This window comes from Methanofollis sp. W23 (assembly GCF_017875325.1).
Lineage (GTDB): Archaea > Halobacteriota > Methanomicrobia > Methanomicrobiales > Methanofollaceae > Methanofollis.
This window is the reverse complement of sequence record NZ_JAGGMN010000001.1, coordinates 1,748,963-1,764,383: the sequence shown is the minus strand read 5'-3', so window position 1 is coordinate 1,764,383 and position 15,421 is coordinate 1,748,963. Positions and strand designations below refer to the sequence as shown.

At 62.6% G+C, this 15,421-nt stretch carries 13 protein-coding genes; 2 read left to right on the top strand and 11 right to left on the bottom strand.

All coding sequences use genetic code 11. The features are described 5' to 3' along the window. Positions 1-5: 5 nt before the first annotated feature. The 5 genes from J2129_RS07560 to J2129_RS07540 form a co-directional block, all read right to left on the bottom strand. Positions 6-2,192, bottom strand: coding sequence for a bifunctional alpha,alpha-trehalose-phosphate synthase (UDP-forming)/trehalose-phosphatase (locus tag J2129_RS07560; RefSeq protein ID WP_348632337.1), 2,187 nt, complete (start codon positions 2,190-2,192; stop codon positions 6-8). Between the two features lie 869 nt (positions 2,193-3,061). Further along, a complete protein-coding gene (locus J2129_RS07555; protein ID WP_209630284.1) occupies positions 3,062-3,805 on the bottom strand; it encodes a hypothetical protein in 744 nt (247 codons plus the stop codon). A 611-nt stretch (positions 3,806-4,416) separates the two neighbouring features. Then, positions 4,417-5,661 carry a Glu/Leu/Phe/Val dehydrogenase gene (locus J2129_RS07550; RefSeq protein WP_209630283.1) on the bottom strand — a complete coding sequence of 415 codons (1,245 nt, stop codon included), beginning with the start codon at positions 5,659-5,661 and terminating at the stop codon, positions 4,417-4,419. A 982-nt stretch (positions 5,662-6,643) separates the two neighbouring features. Then, a complete protein-coding gene (locus J2129_RS07545; RefSeq protein ID WP_209630282.1) occupies positions 6,644-6,955 on the bottom strand; it encodes a hypothetical protein in 312 nt (103 codons plus the stop codon). Then, positions 6,956-7,837 (bottom strand): Mrp/NBP35 family ATP-binding protein, encoded by an 882-nt coding sequence (locus tag J2129_RS07540; RefSeq protein ID WP_209630281.1) that lies wholly within the window; start codon positions 7,835-7,837, stop codon positions 6,956-6,958. It lies immediately after the preceding gene. 194 nt (positions 7,838-8,031) lie between these two features. Here J2129_RS07540 and J2129_RS07535 point away from each other — a divergent pair, with 194 nt between their 5' ends. Then, the gene (locus J2129_RS07535) at positions 8,032-9,834 is read left to right on the top strand and encodes an aldehyde ferredoxin oxidoreductase family protein (protein ID WP_209630280.1); all 1,803 of its coding nucleotides are present in this window, start codon (positions 8,032-8,034) and stop codon (positions 9,832-9,834) included. Here the strand turns inward: J2129_RS07535 and J2129_RS07530 are convergent. The 6 genes from J2129_RS07530 to J2129_RS07505 form a co-directional block, all read right to left on the bottom strand. Beyond that, a complete protein-coding gene (locus J2129_RS07530) occupies positions 9,803-10,933 on the bottom strand; it encodes an MFS transporter (RefSeq protein WP_348632336.1) in 1,131 nt (376 codons plus the stop codon). The two genes, J2129_RS07535 and J2129_RS07530, sit on opposite strands and share 32 nt — an antisense overlap. Positions 10,934-10,982: 49 nt before the next feature. Continuing rightward, the gene (tsaA, locus tag J2129_RS07525) at positions 10,983-11,396 is read right to left on the bottom strand and encodes a tRNA (N6-threonylcarbamoyladenosine(37)-N6)-methyltransferase TrmO (RefSeq protein WP_209630278.1); all 414 of its coding nucleotides are present in this window, start codon (positions 11,394-11,396) and stop codon (positions 10,983-10,985) included. Continuing rightward, the gene (gene cas4, locus J2129_RS07520; RefSeq protein WP_209630277.1) at positions 11,393-12,229 is read right to left on the bottom strand and encodes a CRISPR-associated protein Cas4; all 837 of its coding nucleotides are present in this window, start codon (positions 12,227-12,229) and stop codon (positions 11,393-11,395) included. Before cas4 ends, tsaA begins: the two co-directional genes overlap by 4 nt. Beyond that, positions 12,226-12,630 carry a ribonuclease HI family protein gene (locus tag J2129_RS07515; protein WP_245320680.1) on the bottom strand — a complete coding sequence of 135 codons (405 nt, stop codon included), beginning with the start codon at positions 12,628-12,630 and terminating at the stop codon, positions 12,226-12,228. The genes cas4 and J2129_RS07515 overlap by 4 nt, the downstream gene beginning before the upstream one ends. A 655-nt stretch (positions 12,631-13,285) precedes the next feature. Continuing rightward, positions 13,286-13,744 carry a DUF2721 domain-containing protein gene (locus J2129_RS07510; RefSeq protein WP_209630275.1) on the bottom strand — a complete coding sequence of 153 codons (459 nt, stop codon included), beginning with the start codon at positions 13,742-13,744 and terminating at the stop codon, positions 13,286-13,288. Between the two features lie 339 nt (positions 13,745-14,083). Further along, a complete protein-coding gene (locus tag J2129_RS07505) occupies positions 14,084-14,506 on the bottom strand; it encodes a CBS domain-containing protein (protein WP_209630274.1) in 423 nt (140 codons plus the stop codon). A gap of 78 nt (positions 14,507-14,584) precedes the next feature. Here J2129_RS07505 and J2129_RS07500 point away from each other — a divergent pair, with 78 nt between their 5' ends. Then, on the top strand, positions 14,585-15,415 hold the full coding sequence (locus tag J2129_RS07500) for a Clp1/GlmU family protein (protein ID WP_209630273.1): 831 nt from the start codon (positions 14,585-14,587) through the stop codon (positions 15,413-15,415). The last annotated feature ends 6 nt before the right edge of the window (positions 15,416-15,421 follow it).

Here is a 15,421-nt window from a genome sequence, read left to right as displayed (position 1 = left end):
CGCCCTTATATCTCTTGCCCGCCCTCGGGGCTGAGGCAGTCTTCGAGGAGGGCCCGCACCTCCCTGAGCGACCGTACATGCATCCTGGCCTTGGAAAGCCCCATCCCGACCTTGACCGAGCACGCCCCTTCAGGGAGAGCCTCGAAGAGATACTCGTCGGTCCAGTCGTCTCCCACGCCGAGGACAAAATCCCATGGCCCGTCGTCAAGCCATTCAGCCGCCGCCCGTCCCTTGTTATAACCCGCGTTCTTCACCTCGAGCACCCGGCTCCCTTCCATGATGTCGAGGTCGCGGTGGGCGGTCAGGTCAAAGAGCATACTCTTCAACTCTTTCACGCGTGCTGAGGCCAGGTCGGGGTCGGCCATCCGGTAGTGCCAGACCAGGGAGAAGTCTTTCTCCTCGATGAACGAGCCTGGGGTCCGGTCGACATAGCGTTCAAGGACCGGCCTGATCTCCTCCTTCCACTCCTGCTGGAGAGGGGCGGTCCGCTGCCACTCGCCGCCAGGGCGGCAGGCCCAGACCCCGTGCTCGGCGATGAGCCCGACGGCAAGGCTGCCGAACCACTCGGCCAGGGTCCGGCGGTCCCGGCCGCTGATCATCACCACCTCGGTCCCCTTCTCGGTGGCCAGGCCCCCGAGCAGGGAGAGGAGGGGAGGGTCGGGGACGGCATGCTCGGGCCTGGAGACAAACGGGGCAAGGGTGCCGTCATAGTCGAGGAGGAGGAGACGCCGCCCTGCCTCCTGGTACCTCTGGACCATCGTCTCTCTCTGTTCGGTCGAGAGGAGCGATGCTTCCAGTTCTCTCTGTCGTACCTTTGTCGCCTCAAGGCGTTGCATGAAGTCGTTGGCCCAGTGGAGCACATGGTAACGCCTGAGCCGTTCCTGCATCCAGCGGTTCCGCCGCACCTGTTCGTTTTCTGGCATGGTGAGGGCCTCTTCGAGGGCGGCGACCATCTCTTCGGTGTTGAAGGGGTTGACGATGACCGCCTCGCCAAGTTCGGCGGCGGCGCCGGCCATCTCGCTCAGGACCAGAACCCCGAGTCCGTCGTGTTTGGTGGCCACGAACTCCTTGGCCATCAGGTTCATCCCGTCCCGCAGAGAGGTGACGAAGGCGACGTCGGCGATCTGGTAGAGGGCGACGAGTGTCTCGAAGGGGAGGACGTCGTAGAGGTATCTGACCGGGGCCCAGTCGATGGTGCCGTGCCGCCCGGTGATCTCGCCGACCAGTCGGTCCACCTGCCGCTTGAGAGTCTGGTATTTGTGGACCGCGGTGCGGGACGGGACCGCGACGACGATAAGGACCACTTCGTCCCTGTACTCGGGGTGGCGCTGGAGGAAGAGGTCGAAGGCGTGCAGGCGCTGCGGGATCCCCTTGGTGTAGTCGAGGCGGTCGAAGGAGAGGATGACCCGTCTGCCGCCGTATTTTCGGCGCAGCCGTGCGGCCTCTTCCCTGACTCCTGGTTCTTCGACCGCCTTCGAGTACCTGGTATAGTCGATGCCCATCGGGAAGGTGTCCACCTTCACCAGGCGGTTGCCGGTCAGGATCTCGCCTGAGGTGTGCTGGTGCCCCAGGATCCGCCTGACACTGTCGGTGAAGTGGCGGACATAGTCGAAGGTGTGGAACCCGATGAGGTCGGCGCCGAGGAGACCTTCGAGGATCTCCCTGCGCCAGGGGAGGATCCTGAAGATCTCGTAGGATGGGAAGGGGATGTGGTTGAAGAACCCGATGGCGGCCTTTGGGAGTGCCCTGCGGAGCATGGCAGGGAGGAGGAGGAGGTGGTAGTCGTGCACCCAGATGATGTCGCCGGGACGGTATTCCCTGACGGTCGCCTCGCAGAAAGCCTGGTTCACCCTGAGATAGGTCTCCCATGAGGCGCGGTCCCAGGTGCTGCTGGTGTGGAAATAATGGAAGAGCGGCCAGATGGTGGAGTTGCAGAAGCCGTCATAGTAGCCCTCGACCTCATCGGCGTCGAGGAAGACCGGGAGGCATGCCTGTTCCTCAAGGAGAGCGGCGACGGTGCGCATCCCTTCCTCGCCGAGGCTTCCCGCGTCGAGGCCTGGCCACCCGACCCAGGCGCAGTTGTGCTCCTGGTAATAGGATGCAAGTCCGGTCGCAAGGCCGCCGATGCTTGGCTCCACGCGGTATTTTTCGCCGTCATGGTGGATGTGGTACGGGAGTCTGTTTGAGATAATGAGTGTTCGTTGCCTGGTGGTGTTGGTCTCGATTGGTACGTCCCCCGGGCCTGGATCTGCGTTCTTTCCAGATAATCTTTGAGGTGATCGCCGAACTCACTTCAGAGGTGGAGCAGGACGGCGGTCCCTCTGCCTGGGGACGTGCCGCCCCCGGGCCCCCGGTGCGGCGATGGGACGGGTCAAGAGGCGTGAGGAGCAGGTGAGAGGTGTATTCTTCGATATTCAGCGATATGAAGAGACCTTCATAGATCTGTCAGAGTAATGTTCTGATCACTTCCCCTCCCGCACCACCCGCACATGGGGCGCTGCTTCCTGACTGGTGAGACGAAAATATGAAGTGGAAAGGATCCTGTAAAAGCAGACAGAAACCTCAGGCCCCGCACATACGCGATTGATCTTTGTTCTGAACAGCGTTTCAGAGTGTGAGCGACTTTTTCTCAATCGCGAGGGGAGATCAGGGAGTTGTGGTTCAATCGCCACCCCTCGAAGAGGAGGGGAAAGAGCCTGAAGAGGGGGTTATCATACACCGCTCATCTTCGAGCGACCGGTCCTCCCCGCACAAAGATCAGGAGAGAGGATTTCTTCAGGGCCATTTTTCAGAGGTCTGCTCTTTTTTCGGCTCTGTAGAAATCCTCTGGATGGATCTCTCTGGCGGGGGGCGTGCCGCCCCCCGGTTCCCCCGTGCGAGCGATAGGCGGGGGATGGCAGTGCGCTCTTCATGGCCATTGATTGTGCCTTCCCGCCCCTATCTTCATCCCGGGGGTCCGGGGGCAGCGCCCCCGGCGAGAAGATGGAGGAAGGCGGTTGAATCGCGTTCGCACCAAGAATTGGTGAGGATTTCTACAGAGCCCTTTTTTCCTACTTTTTTCTCACCCCCGCACCACCGGCGAGGCATTCTCGTCGAAGGGGTTGGTCCGCATCGCGAGGGAGAAGAGGTACGGGTAGTGTTCCTTGAGATATGCCATGTAGTCGAGCCACTGGACGACCAGGAGGCGGTAGGCACGGTTGACGTCGATGTTCAGGTGGGCGAGGTCGGTCTCAGGGGTGTGCGCAAGGTCGTCGCGCCGTTCGAGTTCGTCGGCAAGGTGGAAGACCGCCCGCAGCACTTCGGTGAAGTGTTCGTGTTCGAGGAGTACCGGGTTTTCGAGGAGGCGCAGGAGGAAGGGGCGCTTCTGGATCAGGAGTCTCCGGATCACGTCCAGCTCGTCGGCGTCCACTCTCACCTCGTAGGGGTGGTCGGCCATACAGGCCCGCACCTCCTCGAACTCCTTCGCGGACCAGTCGTCCCTGACCATGAGGTCGCAGCGGATCGTTTCAAGACCGGCGTCGCGGTCTGAGAGCCTGACCAGCAGGCTGGTCCCGACCTCTGAGAAGAAAGTCCCGATGACCATGTTCAGTTTCTGGAGTTTGTCCCGCCGTGCCCGCACGGTGAGGAGTTGGTTTAAGATGAGCGTGACGAGCAGGACATTGATCGGGAGGAACCCCAGGGCATTGAAGATGTAGTAGTAGGTGTTCTCAGGGGTGCCGAGGACGAGGAATTTTGCCGTGTAGATCGCAACACTTGCCAGGACCAGAAAGATCCCGAGCCTTGTCTCCCAGGTAAGACGCGCCATTGGACTGATTCACCAGGGGTATGTGACGCGCCCCGGCAAAAAAGTCCTGCGATCAGAGGAGGATGAGAGTGGGGTGTCGGACTCTGGAGAAACCCTCTTGATGGTTCTCTTCGACGGGGGGCTGGCCGCCCCCCGAACCCCCCGCATGAGGATAGGCAGAGAACAGCAATCCCCTCTTCATGATCATTGATAGTGCCTTCCCGCCCCCATCGTGGCCCTGGAGGCGTGATTGTGTCGGAAGGCGATTGAGGTACCCTTGCACCGAGAGGAAGTGAAGAATTCTACAGAGCCCGCTTTTTATTCAATATTGGTTGAAAGGTGGAGGACGTGTTCCATTCGCCGCCCCCACCGATTCTCGTCGTGGGGGGTCCGGGGGGCGCAATCCCCCGGCGCGAGAGGACAGTGAAGATCTGGTGATCGAGGGCGGCACGCCCCCTGGTGGAGGAGACGTTCACCCCAGGAGAGTGGTGGGATATGCTCCTGGTCTGTGTCATCCTCGACCAATCTGGGGGATGAATTGAGAATCTCTGAGGATGAGGAGATCAGTGCAGAGATCCTTCATTTTCCAGGTAAAAAAAGAGTGCGTGGAATTGTATGCCTGGTAGACCGACTTAGACCCAGCCACGCAGCTTCATGGCGTCGACGACGCGCTTCATGGAGAGGGTGTAGGCGGCCTGGCGCATGGAGATGCCGTGCTCCCTGGTGATCTCGGCGACCTCGTGGTAGGCGCGGGTCATCTTTTTGCCGAGACGGGCCTGGACGTCGGCCTCCTCCCAGCGGTCGAGGGAGAAGTTCTGGACCATCTCGAAGTACGAGACTGTTACCCCGCCTGAGTTGCAGAGGAAGTCGGGGATAACGGTGATGCCCTTCTTGAAGAGGATTGCGTCGCCTTCAGGCGAGATCGGACCGTTTGCAAGTTCCCCAACGATCGTCGCCTGGACCTTGTCGGCGTTCGTCTCGTTGATGGCGTTCTCAAGTGCCGCCGGGATGAGGATGTCGACCTTCAGGGCAAGAAGGTCGTCGTTGGTGATGGTCTCGGCGCCCTCGAAGTCCTTGACCGAGCCGGTCTTTGCCTTGTGGGCGGCGAGTTTCTTGAGGTCGAGCCCTTCCTCGTTGTAGACCGCACCGTGGCTGTCGCTGACCGCGACGATGGTGCACCCGAGTTCTCTGCCAAGGGTGGCGGCGTGCGACCCGGCGTTCCCGAAGCCCTGGATCGCGATCTTTGCCTGGGTAAGGTCGATCCCGTGGTCCTTTGCCGCCTCTCTGAGGACATGCCAGCCGCCGCGGGCGGTGGCGTCGCCCCTGCCTGCCGAACCTCCGAGGAGGAGCGGCTTGCCGGTGATGACCCCGCAGGCATTGTGGCCGACAAGGGTCGAGTACTCGTCCATCATCCAGGTCATGATCTGGGCGTTGGTGTAGACGTCAGGGGCCGGGACGTCGCATTCGGGGCCGATGTCCTTGTAGATCGCCCTGATATAGGCACGGCTCAGGCGTTCGAGTTCACCCTCTGAGAGTTCCTTGGGGTTGCAGATGATGCCGCCCTTGCCGCCGCCGAGCGGGAGGTCGAGGAGCGCACATTTCCAGGTCATCAGGGCCGCGAGCGAGCGGATGGTGTCGATGGTCTCGTGGGGATGGAACCTGATCCCTCCCTTGGCAGGGCCAAGGGCACAGTTGTACTGGACACGGAAACCCTGGAAGACGCGGACGGTGCCGTCGTCCATCCGTACAGGGAGGGCGACGTGGATCTCACGCATCGGGGTCTTGAGGAACTCTTCGACATTGGAGGGTATGCCGAGGAATTCGGTACACGAGCAGATCTGCTTCTTGACGTTTTCAAAGGGGTTCTTATTGGTCATGTGGATTCACCAGTTACCCTTTAGAGATTAACTGTAATCGGGCTTATAGGTGCCGAATGGCCCGAATAATAATATATTAACGATATTGTTTAAGAGCCTCCCGATTCTGAATTTGTGGGAGGTATACAATTGATAATTCCTGGCGGCCGAAGGAGGAAGGAAACTTCCTACCTGCGTTTCCCCGGGGGGGGTCTGGATTGGAGTTCGGGGGGAGAGGGATGGGGACGTGAGTATGGGATGAAGATCAGGCGCCTCTCTGGAAGATACGACTTTGAGAATCTTTTGTCCATCTGGTACGGTCCCTCTCTGATCATCTGTCTTCCTGTCCCATCGCGCCGTGGCGGCGACCTGAGGGGGCATCAGGGGTACAGGGTACAGGATGAAGGGCTTTGTAGAAACCCTCACTTGCCGGGGGCGCTGCCCCTGAACCCCCGGGGGGAAGATAGGGGCGGGAAGGTATCATGGACAACTGTGACGAGAGTGCCGCCCTCCTCGACCTCTTGTGTCGCGGGGGCGGCACGCTCCCCGCCGGAGCGCCTCATCAAGAGGATTTCTACAGGGCCGGGTGAAGAAAAAATGCACAGTATTTTCTCTGCACAGAAAAATCGGGAGTCCTGCTCAGGAGAGATCTCCCTGATGGTACTCGGTGGCGGGAGGGGGTAGCGTCTTCAATCGCAGAACCTTTCCTGGCGTCTCTTGCCTGGGGTTTTCATCCCCATGGACCTCCGGCGATGAGAAGAGGCGAGGGCGGCAATGGAGCAGTGTTCCCCTGTGGCGTCTTTCCTGGAAAGAGAAACGGGGGTCCATTCACTCCAGAGAACTCCAATAATTTTCATCCTGGGTGCGTGATCCAGGGGCTCATGCCTGGTTCTACCACTCCACAGAATGTATCGAGGTACACACTTCAGCGAGTTTGAGAAGACCCTGGGGTCTTCGAGTGAGTGATCGATTCTAAGAAAAAAGACGAAAGAATCAGGAGACTCTATTCGCCTGAAGAACTCTCTGACTCCAGCATGAGCGAGCCATAGATGACCCGCTCAAGGACCTGGGCAACGTATTTCATCCACTGCGTCTGTTCGATGTTCTCGTAGCGGTGGATGTCGGCATAGACCTGGAGGCGCACCAGGGCAAAGCGGAGGTGCTCGAGGTCAGGGTCAGGGAGGGCAGAGGCTGCGGCGGCGATCGGTTCAACCCGGTCGGCAAATGTCGCGATGTCTGCCAGGGCTGCAGCAATCCTGGTATAGATCTCCAGGGGCTCGCCGGCCCCCTGGAGCACCCGGAGATACTGGTCCATTTACTCCTCGACGTTCTTGACGAGGTTCTCCATCACGGCGTCGATCGCCTTCCAGGACGGCGAGTCGTTGTGCATGTTGATGAACGGCCTGCCCTCGTCGCCGGCCTCACGCATCGCAGGGTCGATCGGGATGGCCCCGAGGTACGGGACGCCGAGTTTCTCTGCCGCCGTCTTGCCGCCGCCCTTGCCGAAGATGTCGATCTCTTTGCCGCAGTCCGGGCAGATGAGCCCGCTCATGTTCTCGACGATCCCGAGAACCTTGAGGTCGAGTTTCTCGACAAAGCGGACCGCCTTGCTTGAGTCCATTGTCGAGACGGCCTGTGGGGTGGTGACGATGACCGCGCCCTCGATCTGCGGGGCGAGCTGGATGATGGAGAGGGCCTCGTCGCCGGTGCCTGGCGGGAGGTCGACGACCAGGTAGTCGAGGTCGCCCCAGTTGACGTCCTCCAGGAACTGCTTGATCGCCGTCATCTTCATCGGCCCGCGCCAGATCACCGGGGTCTCGCCGTCAGGCAGGAGGAACTCCATCGAGACCACCGAGAGGTTGCCGGTCGCGTGGACTGGCTCGATCTTGTTGCCCGCGACCATCAGGCGTTCCCCTTCGACCCCGACCATCTTTGGGACGTTGGGGCCGTGGATGTCCAGGTCAAGGAGACCGACGTCCTTGCCGCGGTTTGCGAGGGCGAAGGCGAGGTTGACCGAGACCGTGGTCTTGCCTACCCCTCCCTTGCCTGAGAGGACAAGGATCACATGCTTCACGTTCATCTGTACCTTTGGTGGGAGACCGCAGGTGGCCTGCCCGTTCTCGTCCTTTTGAGCGCTCGGGCATGAGTTGCAGTTGCCGTCACACTCTGATCCCTGTTGAGACTGATTCTCTGCCATGACTATCTCCTCATTTCGTGTGCTCTCAACACTTCTATAAGTATCTGTTTGCGCGGCCCTTAAATAGTTTAGATCCAGGCAACAGGGTCAGGATAGAGACCAGATCGCCGCGCATCCCCGGCCCTGCCCGCGTACATGGTCGCCAGGTTACCTTTATCATGCCGACGACGCCCAAGGGGGAGAGAGGAGGGAACATGAAAGGATATGCCGACCGTCTCCTCGAGGTTGACCTCACCGCGGGGAGGTGCAGACCACACCCCTATCCAGACGAATGGAAGCGCGACTATCTGGGTGGCCGGGGCCTGGGGGTGAGGCTCCTCGCCGAGATGATCGACGCCTCGACCGACCCGCTCAGCCCTGAAAACCCGTTGGTCATCGCCACCGGACCGCTGACCGGCAGCGGGGTCCCCCTGGGGTCACGCTTCGACCTCGTCACCAGGTCGCCCCTGACCAGAACGCTCACGAGCGCGAACTCGGGGGGGTTCTTTGGGAAGGAGTTGAAGAGGGCCGGGTTCGACGGGATCATCGTCACTGGCCGGGCCGAGCGCCCGGTCTATCTCTGGGTCAATGACGGGGAGGCTGAGATCAGGGACGCCTCAGGGTGCTGGGGGAAACGGGTGAGCGAGACGGTGCGGGCGATCGAGGCCGAGACCCTCGGGCCCTCGACCGAGGTGCTCTGTATCGGTCCGGCCGGAGAACGCCTGAGCCCGATCTCCTCGGTGATGAACGAGACCTTCAGGTCGTCGGGCCGGGGCGGGGTCGGGGCGGTGATGGGGAGCAAGAACCTCAAGGCCGTCGCCGCACGGGGCGAGCAGAAGACCGAGGTCGCCGACCCCGAAGGGCTGAAGAGGCTGAAGGCGGCGGTCAGGACAAAACTGAGGGAGAACCCGGTGACCGGCACCGGTCTCCCGACCTATGGGACGGCGGTCCTGGTCAACATCATCAACGAGCACCACATCCTGCCGACCAGGAACTTCCAGCGCGGCTACGACCCTGAGGCCGGGGCGGTCTCAGGCGAGGAACTCGCGGAGCAGTACCTCAAGAGCAAGAAATGCTGCTACTCATGCATGGTCTGCTGCGGGAGGCTCACCGAGATCGACGGGGTCGAGGGGGACGGCCCTGAGTACGAGACGGTCTGGGCCTTCGGGCCGAACATCGGGTGCCACGACCTCGGGCTGGTGATCAGGGCGAACAACCTCTGCAACGAACTGGGGCTCGACACCATCTCGGTCGGGGGGACGATCGCCGCGGCGATGGAGATGAACGAGCGAGGATACCTCGACACCGGGATCAGGTTTGGGGAGTGCGAGAAGGTCCTCGGCCTGGTCGAGGCGATTGGCGAGCGGCAGGGGATCGGCGACGCACTCGCCGAGGGGAGCGCCGCCTTTACGCGGCGGCACGGCCACCCTGAACTCTCGATGAGTGTGAAAGGGCAGGACCTCCCGGCCTACGACCCCCGCGGGCTCCAGGGGCACGGCCTGGCCTATGCCACCTCGGTGCGGGGCGGTGACCATGTCTATGCCTACCTCATCTCGCCTGAGGTGCTCGGTCTCCCCGAGGCCCTCGATCCCTTCACCAATGAGGGGAAGGCCGGGTGGACGAAGGCCTTCCAGGACCTCACCGCCGCCATCGACTCGATCGGGATCTGTCTCTTCACCTCCTTTGCTCTCGACGCCGCCGACTATGCGGCGCTGGTCAGGGGGGTGACCGGGATGGAGGTGACCGCCGCCGACCTGATGGTGGCCGGCGAGCGGATCTGGAACCTGCAGCGGCTCTTTAATCTGGGGGCCGGGTTCAGGCGTGCAGACGACACCCTGCCGCCCCGTCTGCTCGCCGAACCGCTCACCGACGGTGCACCCAGAGGGAGGGTCTGGCGACGCGAGCCCCTGCTCTCGGAGTATTACCGGGCTCGCGGCTGGGACCGGCACGGGGTCCCAGGGCCTGAAAAATTGGAGGCCCTCGGGATCACCTGGGCGGCACCGCTGCCCGCGACATGACCCAGAAGTAGAGGCTTCCGAGGAGGCCGAGAGTTCCGGCCGTCCAGAAGACCCCGAAGACCCCGGCGACGTCCATGACGGCTCCCGAGAGGAGGGGACTTATGATCATCCCGATGGAAAAAGCGGTGTTGAAGACCCCGAGCGACGCCCCCACCCCCCAGACCTTCCCCCGCTGCACTGCCATGGCGGCGGCCGCGGGCATGGAGAGGGCGGTGCCGAGGCTTGTCAGCGAGCAGGCAAGGAGGAGGGTGACGAAGTCGCCGGTGAACGGGATGAGGAGGAGGGCCACCGAGGAGACGACCGACCCGGCGAAGACCAGGCCTCTCCTGTTGCCATGGTCTGCCCGTTCGCCTGACGGGATCTGGAGGACGGCGATGGCCAGGATATGGACGAAGAGGAGGATGCCGACACCCGTGGCCCCTATCGCGAGCGTCGAGGCGAAGATCGGGACAAAGGCGAGGATCCCGCCGCGCCCGAGGGCATGGACCGCCCTGAAGACCAGGATGCCCTTCATGCCTGGATCGGTGGCGATCGCGCGGAACGAGTGTCCCGACGAGGCGGGGGCGGTCCGTGGCGTCCCCCCGGGGAGACCGATGGCAAGGAGTCCGGTCGCACCGGCGACCAGGGCCATCGCAGCAAACGCCCCCTCCATCCCGGCATGCTCGCTGATCACTCCACCGATGAACGGTCCGGTGGCCATGCCCAGGTAGATCGCGGTGTGATAGATCCCCATCGCCATCCCTTCGCGGCCCGGCGCCGCCGCTTCGGCCATGCTTGCCATGGCCACGGTGATCACCACCGCGGCCGCGGCGCCGTGGAGGAATCTCACCAGGAAGAGTGTGGGGACGGTCGCCGCAAAGGGGTAGAGCGCCGAGGCAAGCGCGAACCCGAGGAGTCCGGCGACGACGAACCACCGCCGTCCCTCCCGGTCAGAGAGGGCCCCGGCATAGGGGGAGAAGATCCCGCGGGCAAGCGGGAAGGCCGCAAAGATGAGCCCGAGGAGCAGACCGGAAGCGTCGAGCGCACTGGCGTAGTAGGGCATGAGCGGACTGATGACGCCGAGCCCTGCCATGGACACGAAGACCGCACAGAAGGCGATCGCAAGGGCTCGGCGGTGGTGAGAAGAGGGATGAACTGCCGTGTCTGCCTCACCTGTCAGAGGTGCCCGGGATCTCGATCAGCGGCAGGTGGGGCTTGAGGTCGAGGAGCGGGCTGCCGTCAAGGGCTTCAAGCCCCTGCACCCGCAGGGTCCGCCCATTGATTGCAAGGAGGTCGACGACCGAGAGGGCGATGGGGTTTGGACGGTGCGGGGACCTGGTCGAGAAGACGCCGCGCGAACGGGTCTGGCCGGGCGGGGTCGCCGTGAGCAGGCCCCGGTCGGCACGGTCCAGCCAGTAGAGGACGACGAGGCGGTCGCACCCTCCGAGGCCTTCCAGCCCGTCCGCATATGCGGGGTAGACTTCGATCTCGGATTCAACATCGTTCAGCCGCCCCTGACGCGGGGCATCCTCTGGCGAGGTGTAGGGGGACCTGATCGTCCCGATCGCTACCAGTTCCATCATTGATACTCATCTCCCAGGGCCGACCCGCACTCCTCCCGGTAGGCGCAGGACCGGCACCGCACTGCAGCGTTGTGGTTCCGCCTCGCGCTCCCGCCGTCCTCCAGGCAGGCCCGCATCTCGTCCACGGTGGCAAGGACCTGCGCCCTGAGGTCGGGGGTGAACTCGATCCTGTGCTGTTCCCCGTTCCCATAGACCAGGGTCCCGTACGGGACCGAGGTGCCGTAGCGCTCCTCGACAAGGATGCAGTAGGCGGCGAGTTGGAGGATATGGTTCCAGTAGGGTTTTCTTGCCCGTCCACTCTTCACCTCGACCGGGATATAGGCCCCGGTCATCTCGTCTCTCAGCACATAGTCGGGCTTGCCCGAGATCTGGTGCGCCTCTGAGTAGAGCACCCTGGACGGGGCGTCGAGGTCTGAGTAGAGGAGTTCGCCTTCAGGGATCCCGAACTCTTTGCGCACCATCCTGGTATGATAATATTTCCAGAGGGCGAAGGTGAAGAAGGCGGTGGCACCGAGAAGGAGGAGCAGAATGCCGGTGTAGTTTCCCACTGTCGTTGTGCTCACGGCGCCCTCCCTCAGCAGGACGATGAGGGCGAGGGCGAGGAGGGCATACCCCACGACGGTGAGGAGCCAGAAGATCCGTCGTTCTTGTTCGACCTGGGAGAGGGTTCTGCCGACCTCGGCATGTACCCGGCGGCCCCGTTCGACCGACGGGGTGACCGGCGGGGCCGGGGCGGTTTTGTTCCGCTGGAACTGCCACGAGAGCGCACAGTACGAGTATTCGGCGATCTCTGAGGCCGAGACCACCGGGACGTGCTGCTCTGTCCTGTTCATTCCCTGTCCCTTCTATCGAGTTCGAGGTTGCAGAGGGCGTCGGCTTTGCTCACATAGTGGTCCGAACGCCGTACCGAGGAGAAGGTGACGGCGCTGAACTCCCTGGCAAGGCCGAGGACCTCTTCTTTGAGGGTGCGGAGGTGTGCTTTGTTCACCCGGTATTCCCCGCGCAGCTGGCGGACCACCAGCTGGCTGTCTGAGTAGAGGGCGACCGGGCCGTCGGTCCATGCTCTGGCTTCTTCGAGGGCGTGGATCACGGCCATGTATTCGGCGGTGTTGTTGGTGGTGACACCGGCGCGCCCTGAGGCCTCGTGGACGACCTCACCGTCCCTGACGAAGAGATAGGCAAAGGCGGCGGGGCCAGGGTTGCCCCTTGATGCCCCGTCGGTATAGATGGCCAATCCCCCTCTTTCTGTAGCGGTCATCCTGGTACAATGGTGGGAGTTGCCTCCAGATATGAATGATGGTTCAGGAAGAAAGGTGACCTGGAGAGGGGTGGTCGATGTGGAAAGGCGGACCGGTCACATTCGCACGAGGAGAAATGATGAAGGGTTCTACAATGCCGGGAGTCGGGCTATGCAGAAGTTCTCTCGATGATACTCTCTGGCGGGGGGCGTGCCGCCCCCCGGGCTCCCTCTGCGTCAGGATTGAGGTGGGGATGGCACCCCCCTCGTCATACTCGTCCATTCTGCTTTCCCGATCCCATCTTCATCCAGGGGGTCAGAGGGCAGCGCCCACGGCCGAATATGGTGGAAGGCGGATGAGTCATGCTCACACCAAGAATAGGCGAGGATTTACATGAAAATGATCCAGTCGTTCTATTCTGGATTTATGGATGAGAATTCGAACGCACTGATAATCCTCAAAACTGATACACAGAGGAAAGAGACACCTTCTGAACATCAGGTTCTCTGCCTTCCCGCCCTCTCTTCATCCCGGGGGTCCGGGGGCAGCGCCCCCGGCACAAACATGTGGGAAGGCACGTCGATCAGGCGTGCCCCCCCTGACCCTCCACGACGAAGAGAGGTGGGGGCGGCGATGAAGCGACGAAAACTCTCACTCATTCTGCATGTCAAGACAGATGATCCGGTAGCCCTTGACCGCCTCCCACCCGGCGAAGAGAACGCCGGCGAGGACGAGGAGCATCCCGACCAGGAACGAGGCGATGGTGAGGGCGCCGAGGATCTCGATCCCCCCGAGCACCGAGAAACCGATGAAGATCGAGGTGAGGACAAAAAACGCCACCGCCGCCGAGTAGCAGACGATGGCGTCCCTCTCGAACTGCGCGCGCGTCTGGAGTTCAGAGAGTTGTTCGAGCACGCACGAGAGGCGCGGGTCGTCGTGGGTCTGGCGGGCCAGGTCGTCGTGGAGGTGATCTCGTTTCTCATTGTCAAGGACGCGAATACGACTGAGCACCACGGAATATTTGTTGCTCATGCCGAGAAGAAGAAGACCGCAGGCCGAGATCATAAGTCCGGGGGCGAGCATGGTCTGGATGATATCAGCTGATGTCACATGATCCTCCAGGTTTTCATTTGTGGTTATCATAGGGCGACATGGAAAAAATACCTTGGTGAAGAGGCGATAGTTCGGCATTGTAGAAAATCTCACCTTTTCCTGGTTCGAGTATGATTCGGCCGCCTTCCCCCGTGCTCACGCCGGGGGCTCTGCCCCCGGACCCCTGGGATGGCGATAAGGCCGGAAAGGCTGAATAAAAGATTCTGAAAGACAGGATGCCGTCCTCCGCCTATCTTCGCGCGGGGGGTTCGGGGGGCGGCCAGCCCCCCGTCGAAGAGGACCACCAAGATGATTTCTACAGAGACGATAGTTCCGGTCTTCCGGGAAAAAAAAGGATCAGATCTTTGGCCGTCCCGCCTTGATCACCGTTGCGATCCGGCCCATCTCCTCGGCGAGCAGGGCGATGATGTCGTCGACCGTGATGATCCCGGTGAGCGCACCCTGGCCGTCCACCACCGGGACGCGCCTGATATTCCGGTCCCTGGCCTTCCCCAACGCCTCGTAGAGCCCTGCGGAGGCCGGGAGGACCATGAGGTTCCCGCTCATCACGGCCCTGACCGGGACCTGCGCCGGGTCCAGGGCCTCGGCGGTGACCCGGACGGTGATGTCGCGGTCGGTGAGGATCCCGACCGGCTTTTTCTCTTCCACGACGACGACGCTCCCCACATTCTGTTCGGCCATGATCCTGGCGACATCATAGACCGGGGTCTCGGGCGGGACCGTCACCACCGGCACCTGACAGCAGTCCATCAGTGTCATCTTTTCTCTCCTCCTCGGTCGCTCCTCCCTCTTGGGGAGCGAATATTTGAAGGTGCGTGCGCGCTGAACCTGGTGGGGATGGCGACCGAGGTACCGGCATGGGAGACACTGGCAGAGGCCCTCACCAGGAAGGGGGCGGCCGGCACAGTCTATCTGCTCGGGGCCACCGACACCGGGAAGAGCACCCTGGCCACGTATCTCATTGAGCGTCTCGGCGAGCAGACGGCCTACCTGGACGCCGACGCCGGACAGGCGGTCCTCGGGCCGCCCGGGACGCTCGGGATCGCCCTGCCAGGCGGCGAGGTCCGCCTCCGTTTCACCGGGGTGCTCACGCCGACACGGGCCCTGGAAGAGACCTTCGAGGCCCTCAGGGTCCTGTGTGCGGCGGCATATGCGGCAGGTGCAGAGACGGTGGTCGTCGACTCCTGCGGGTATGTGGCGGGGAGGGGCGGGGTCGCCTTCCAGCGCCGTTCGGTGGCGGCCCTCAGGCCCGACCATATCGTCGCCCTCCCGCGCGGCCGTGAACTCGAACCTATCCTCGGCCCCTTCAGGGGCCGGCGGGGGCCACGGTTTCACCGGGTCAGGCCCTCCCCCCATGCACGTGAACGTTCACGGGGCGAGCGGCGGCGCTACCGGAGAGCACGGTTTGCGGCATATATGGAAGGGGCGGTCAGGCTCTCCCTCCAGGCCGACCTCCCGGTCAGGGGTGCGATCTCAGAAGACCCGGCCGGGACCGTCGCCGCCCTCTGTGATGCCGCGGGATGGGTCCTCACCGTGGGGGTCGTCGAGGCGGCCGGCGAGGACGGGGTCGTGCTCCTGGCCCCGCCGCCCTCGCCAGGGGTGCCGGTCTCTCTTGAGGTCGCAGACCTCAGGCCAGACCTGCCGCCCCGCTACCTTCAAGAGGGATGAGGCCGG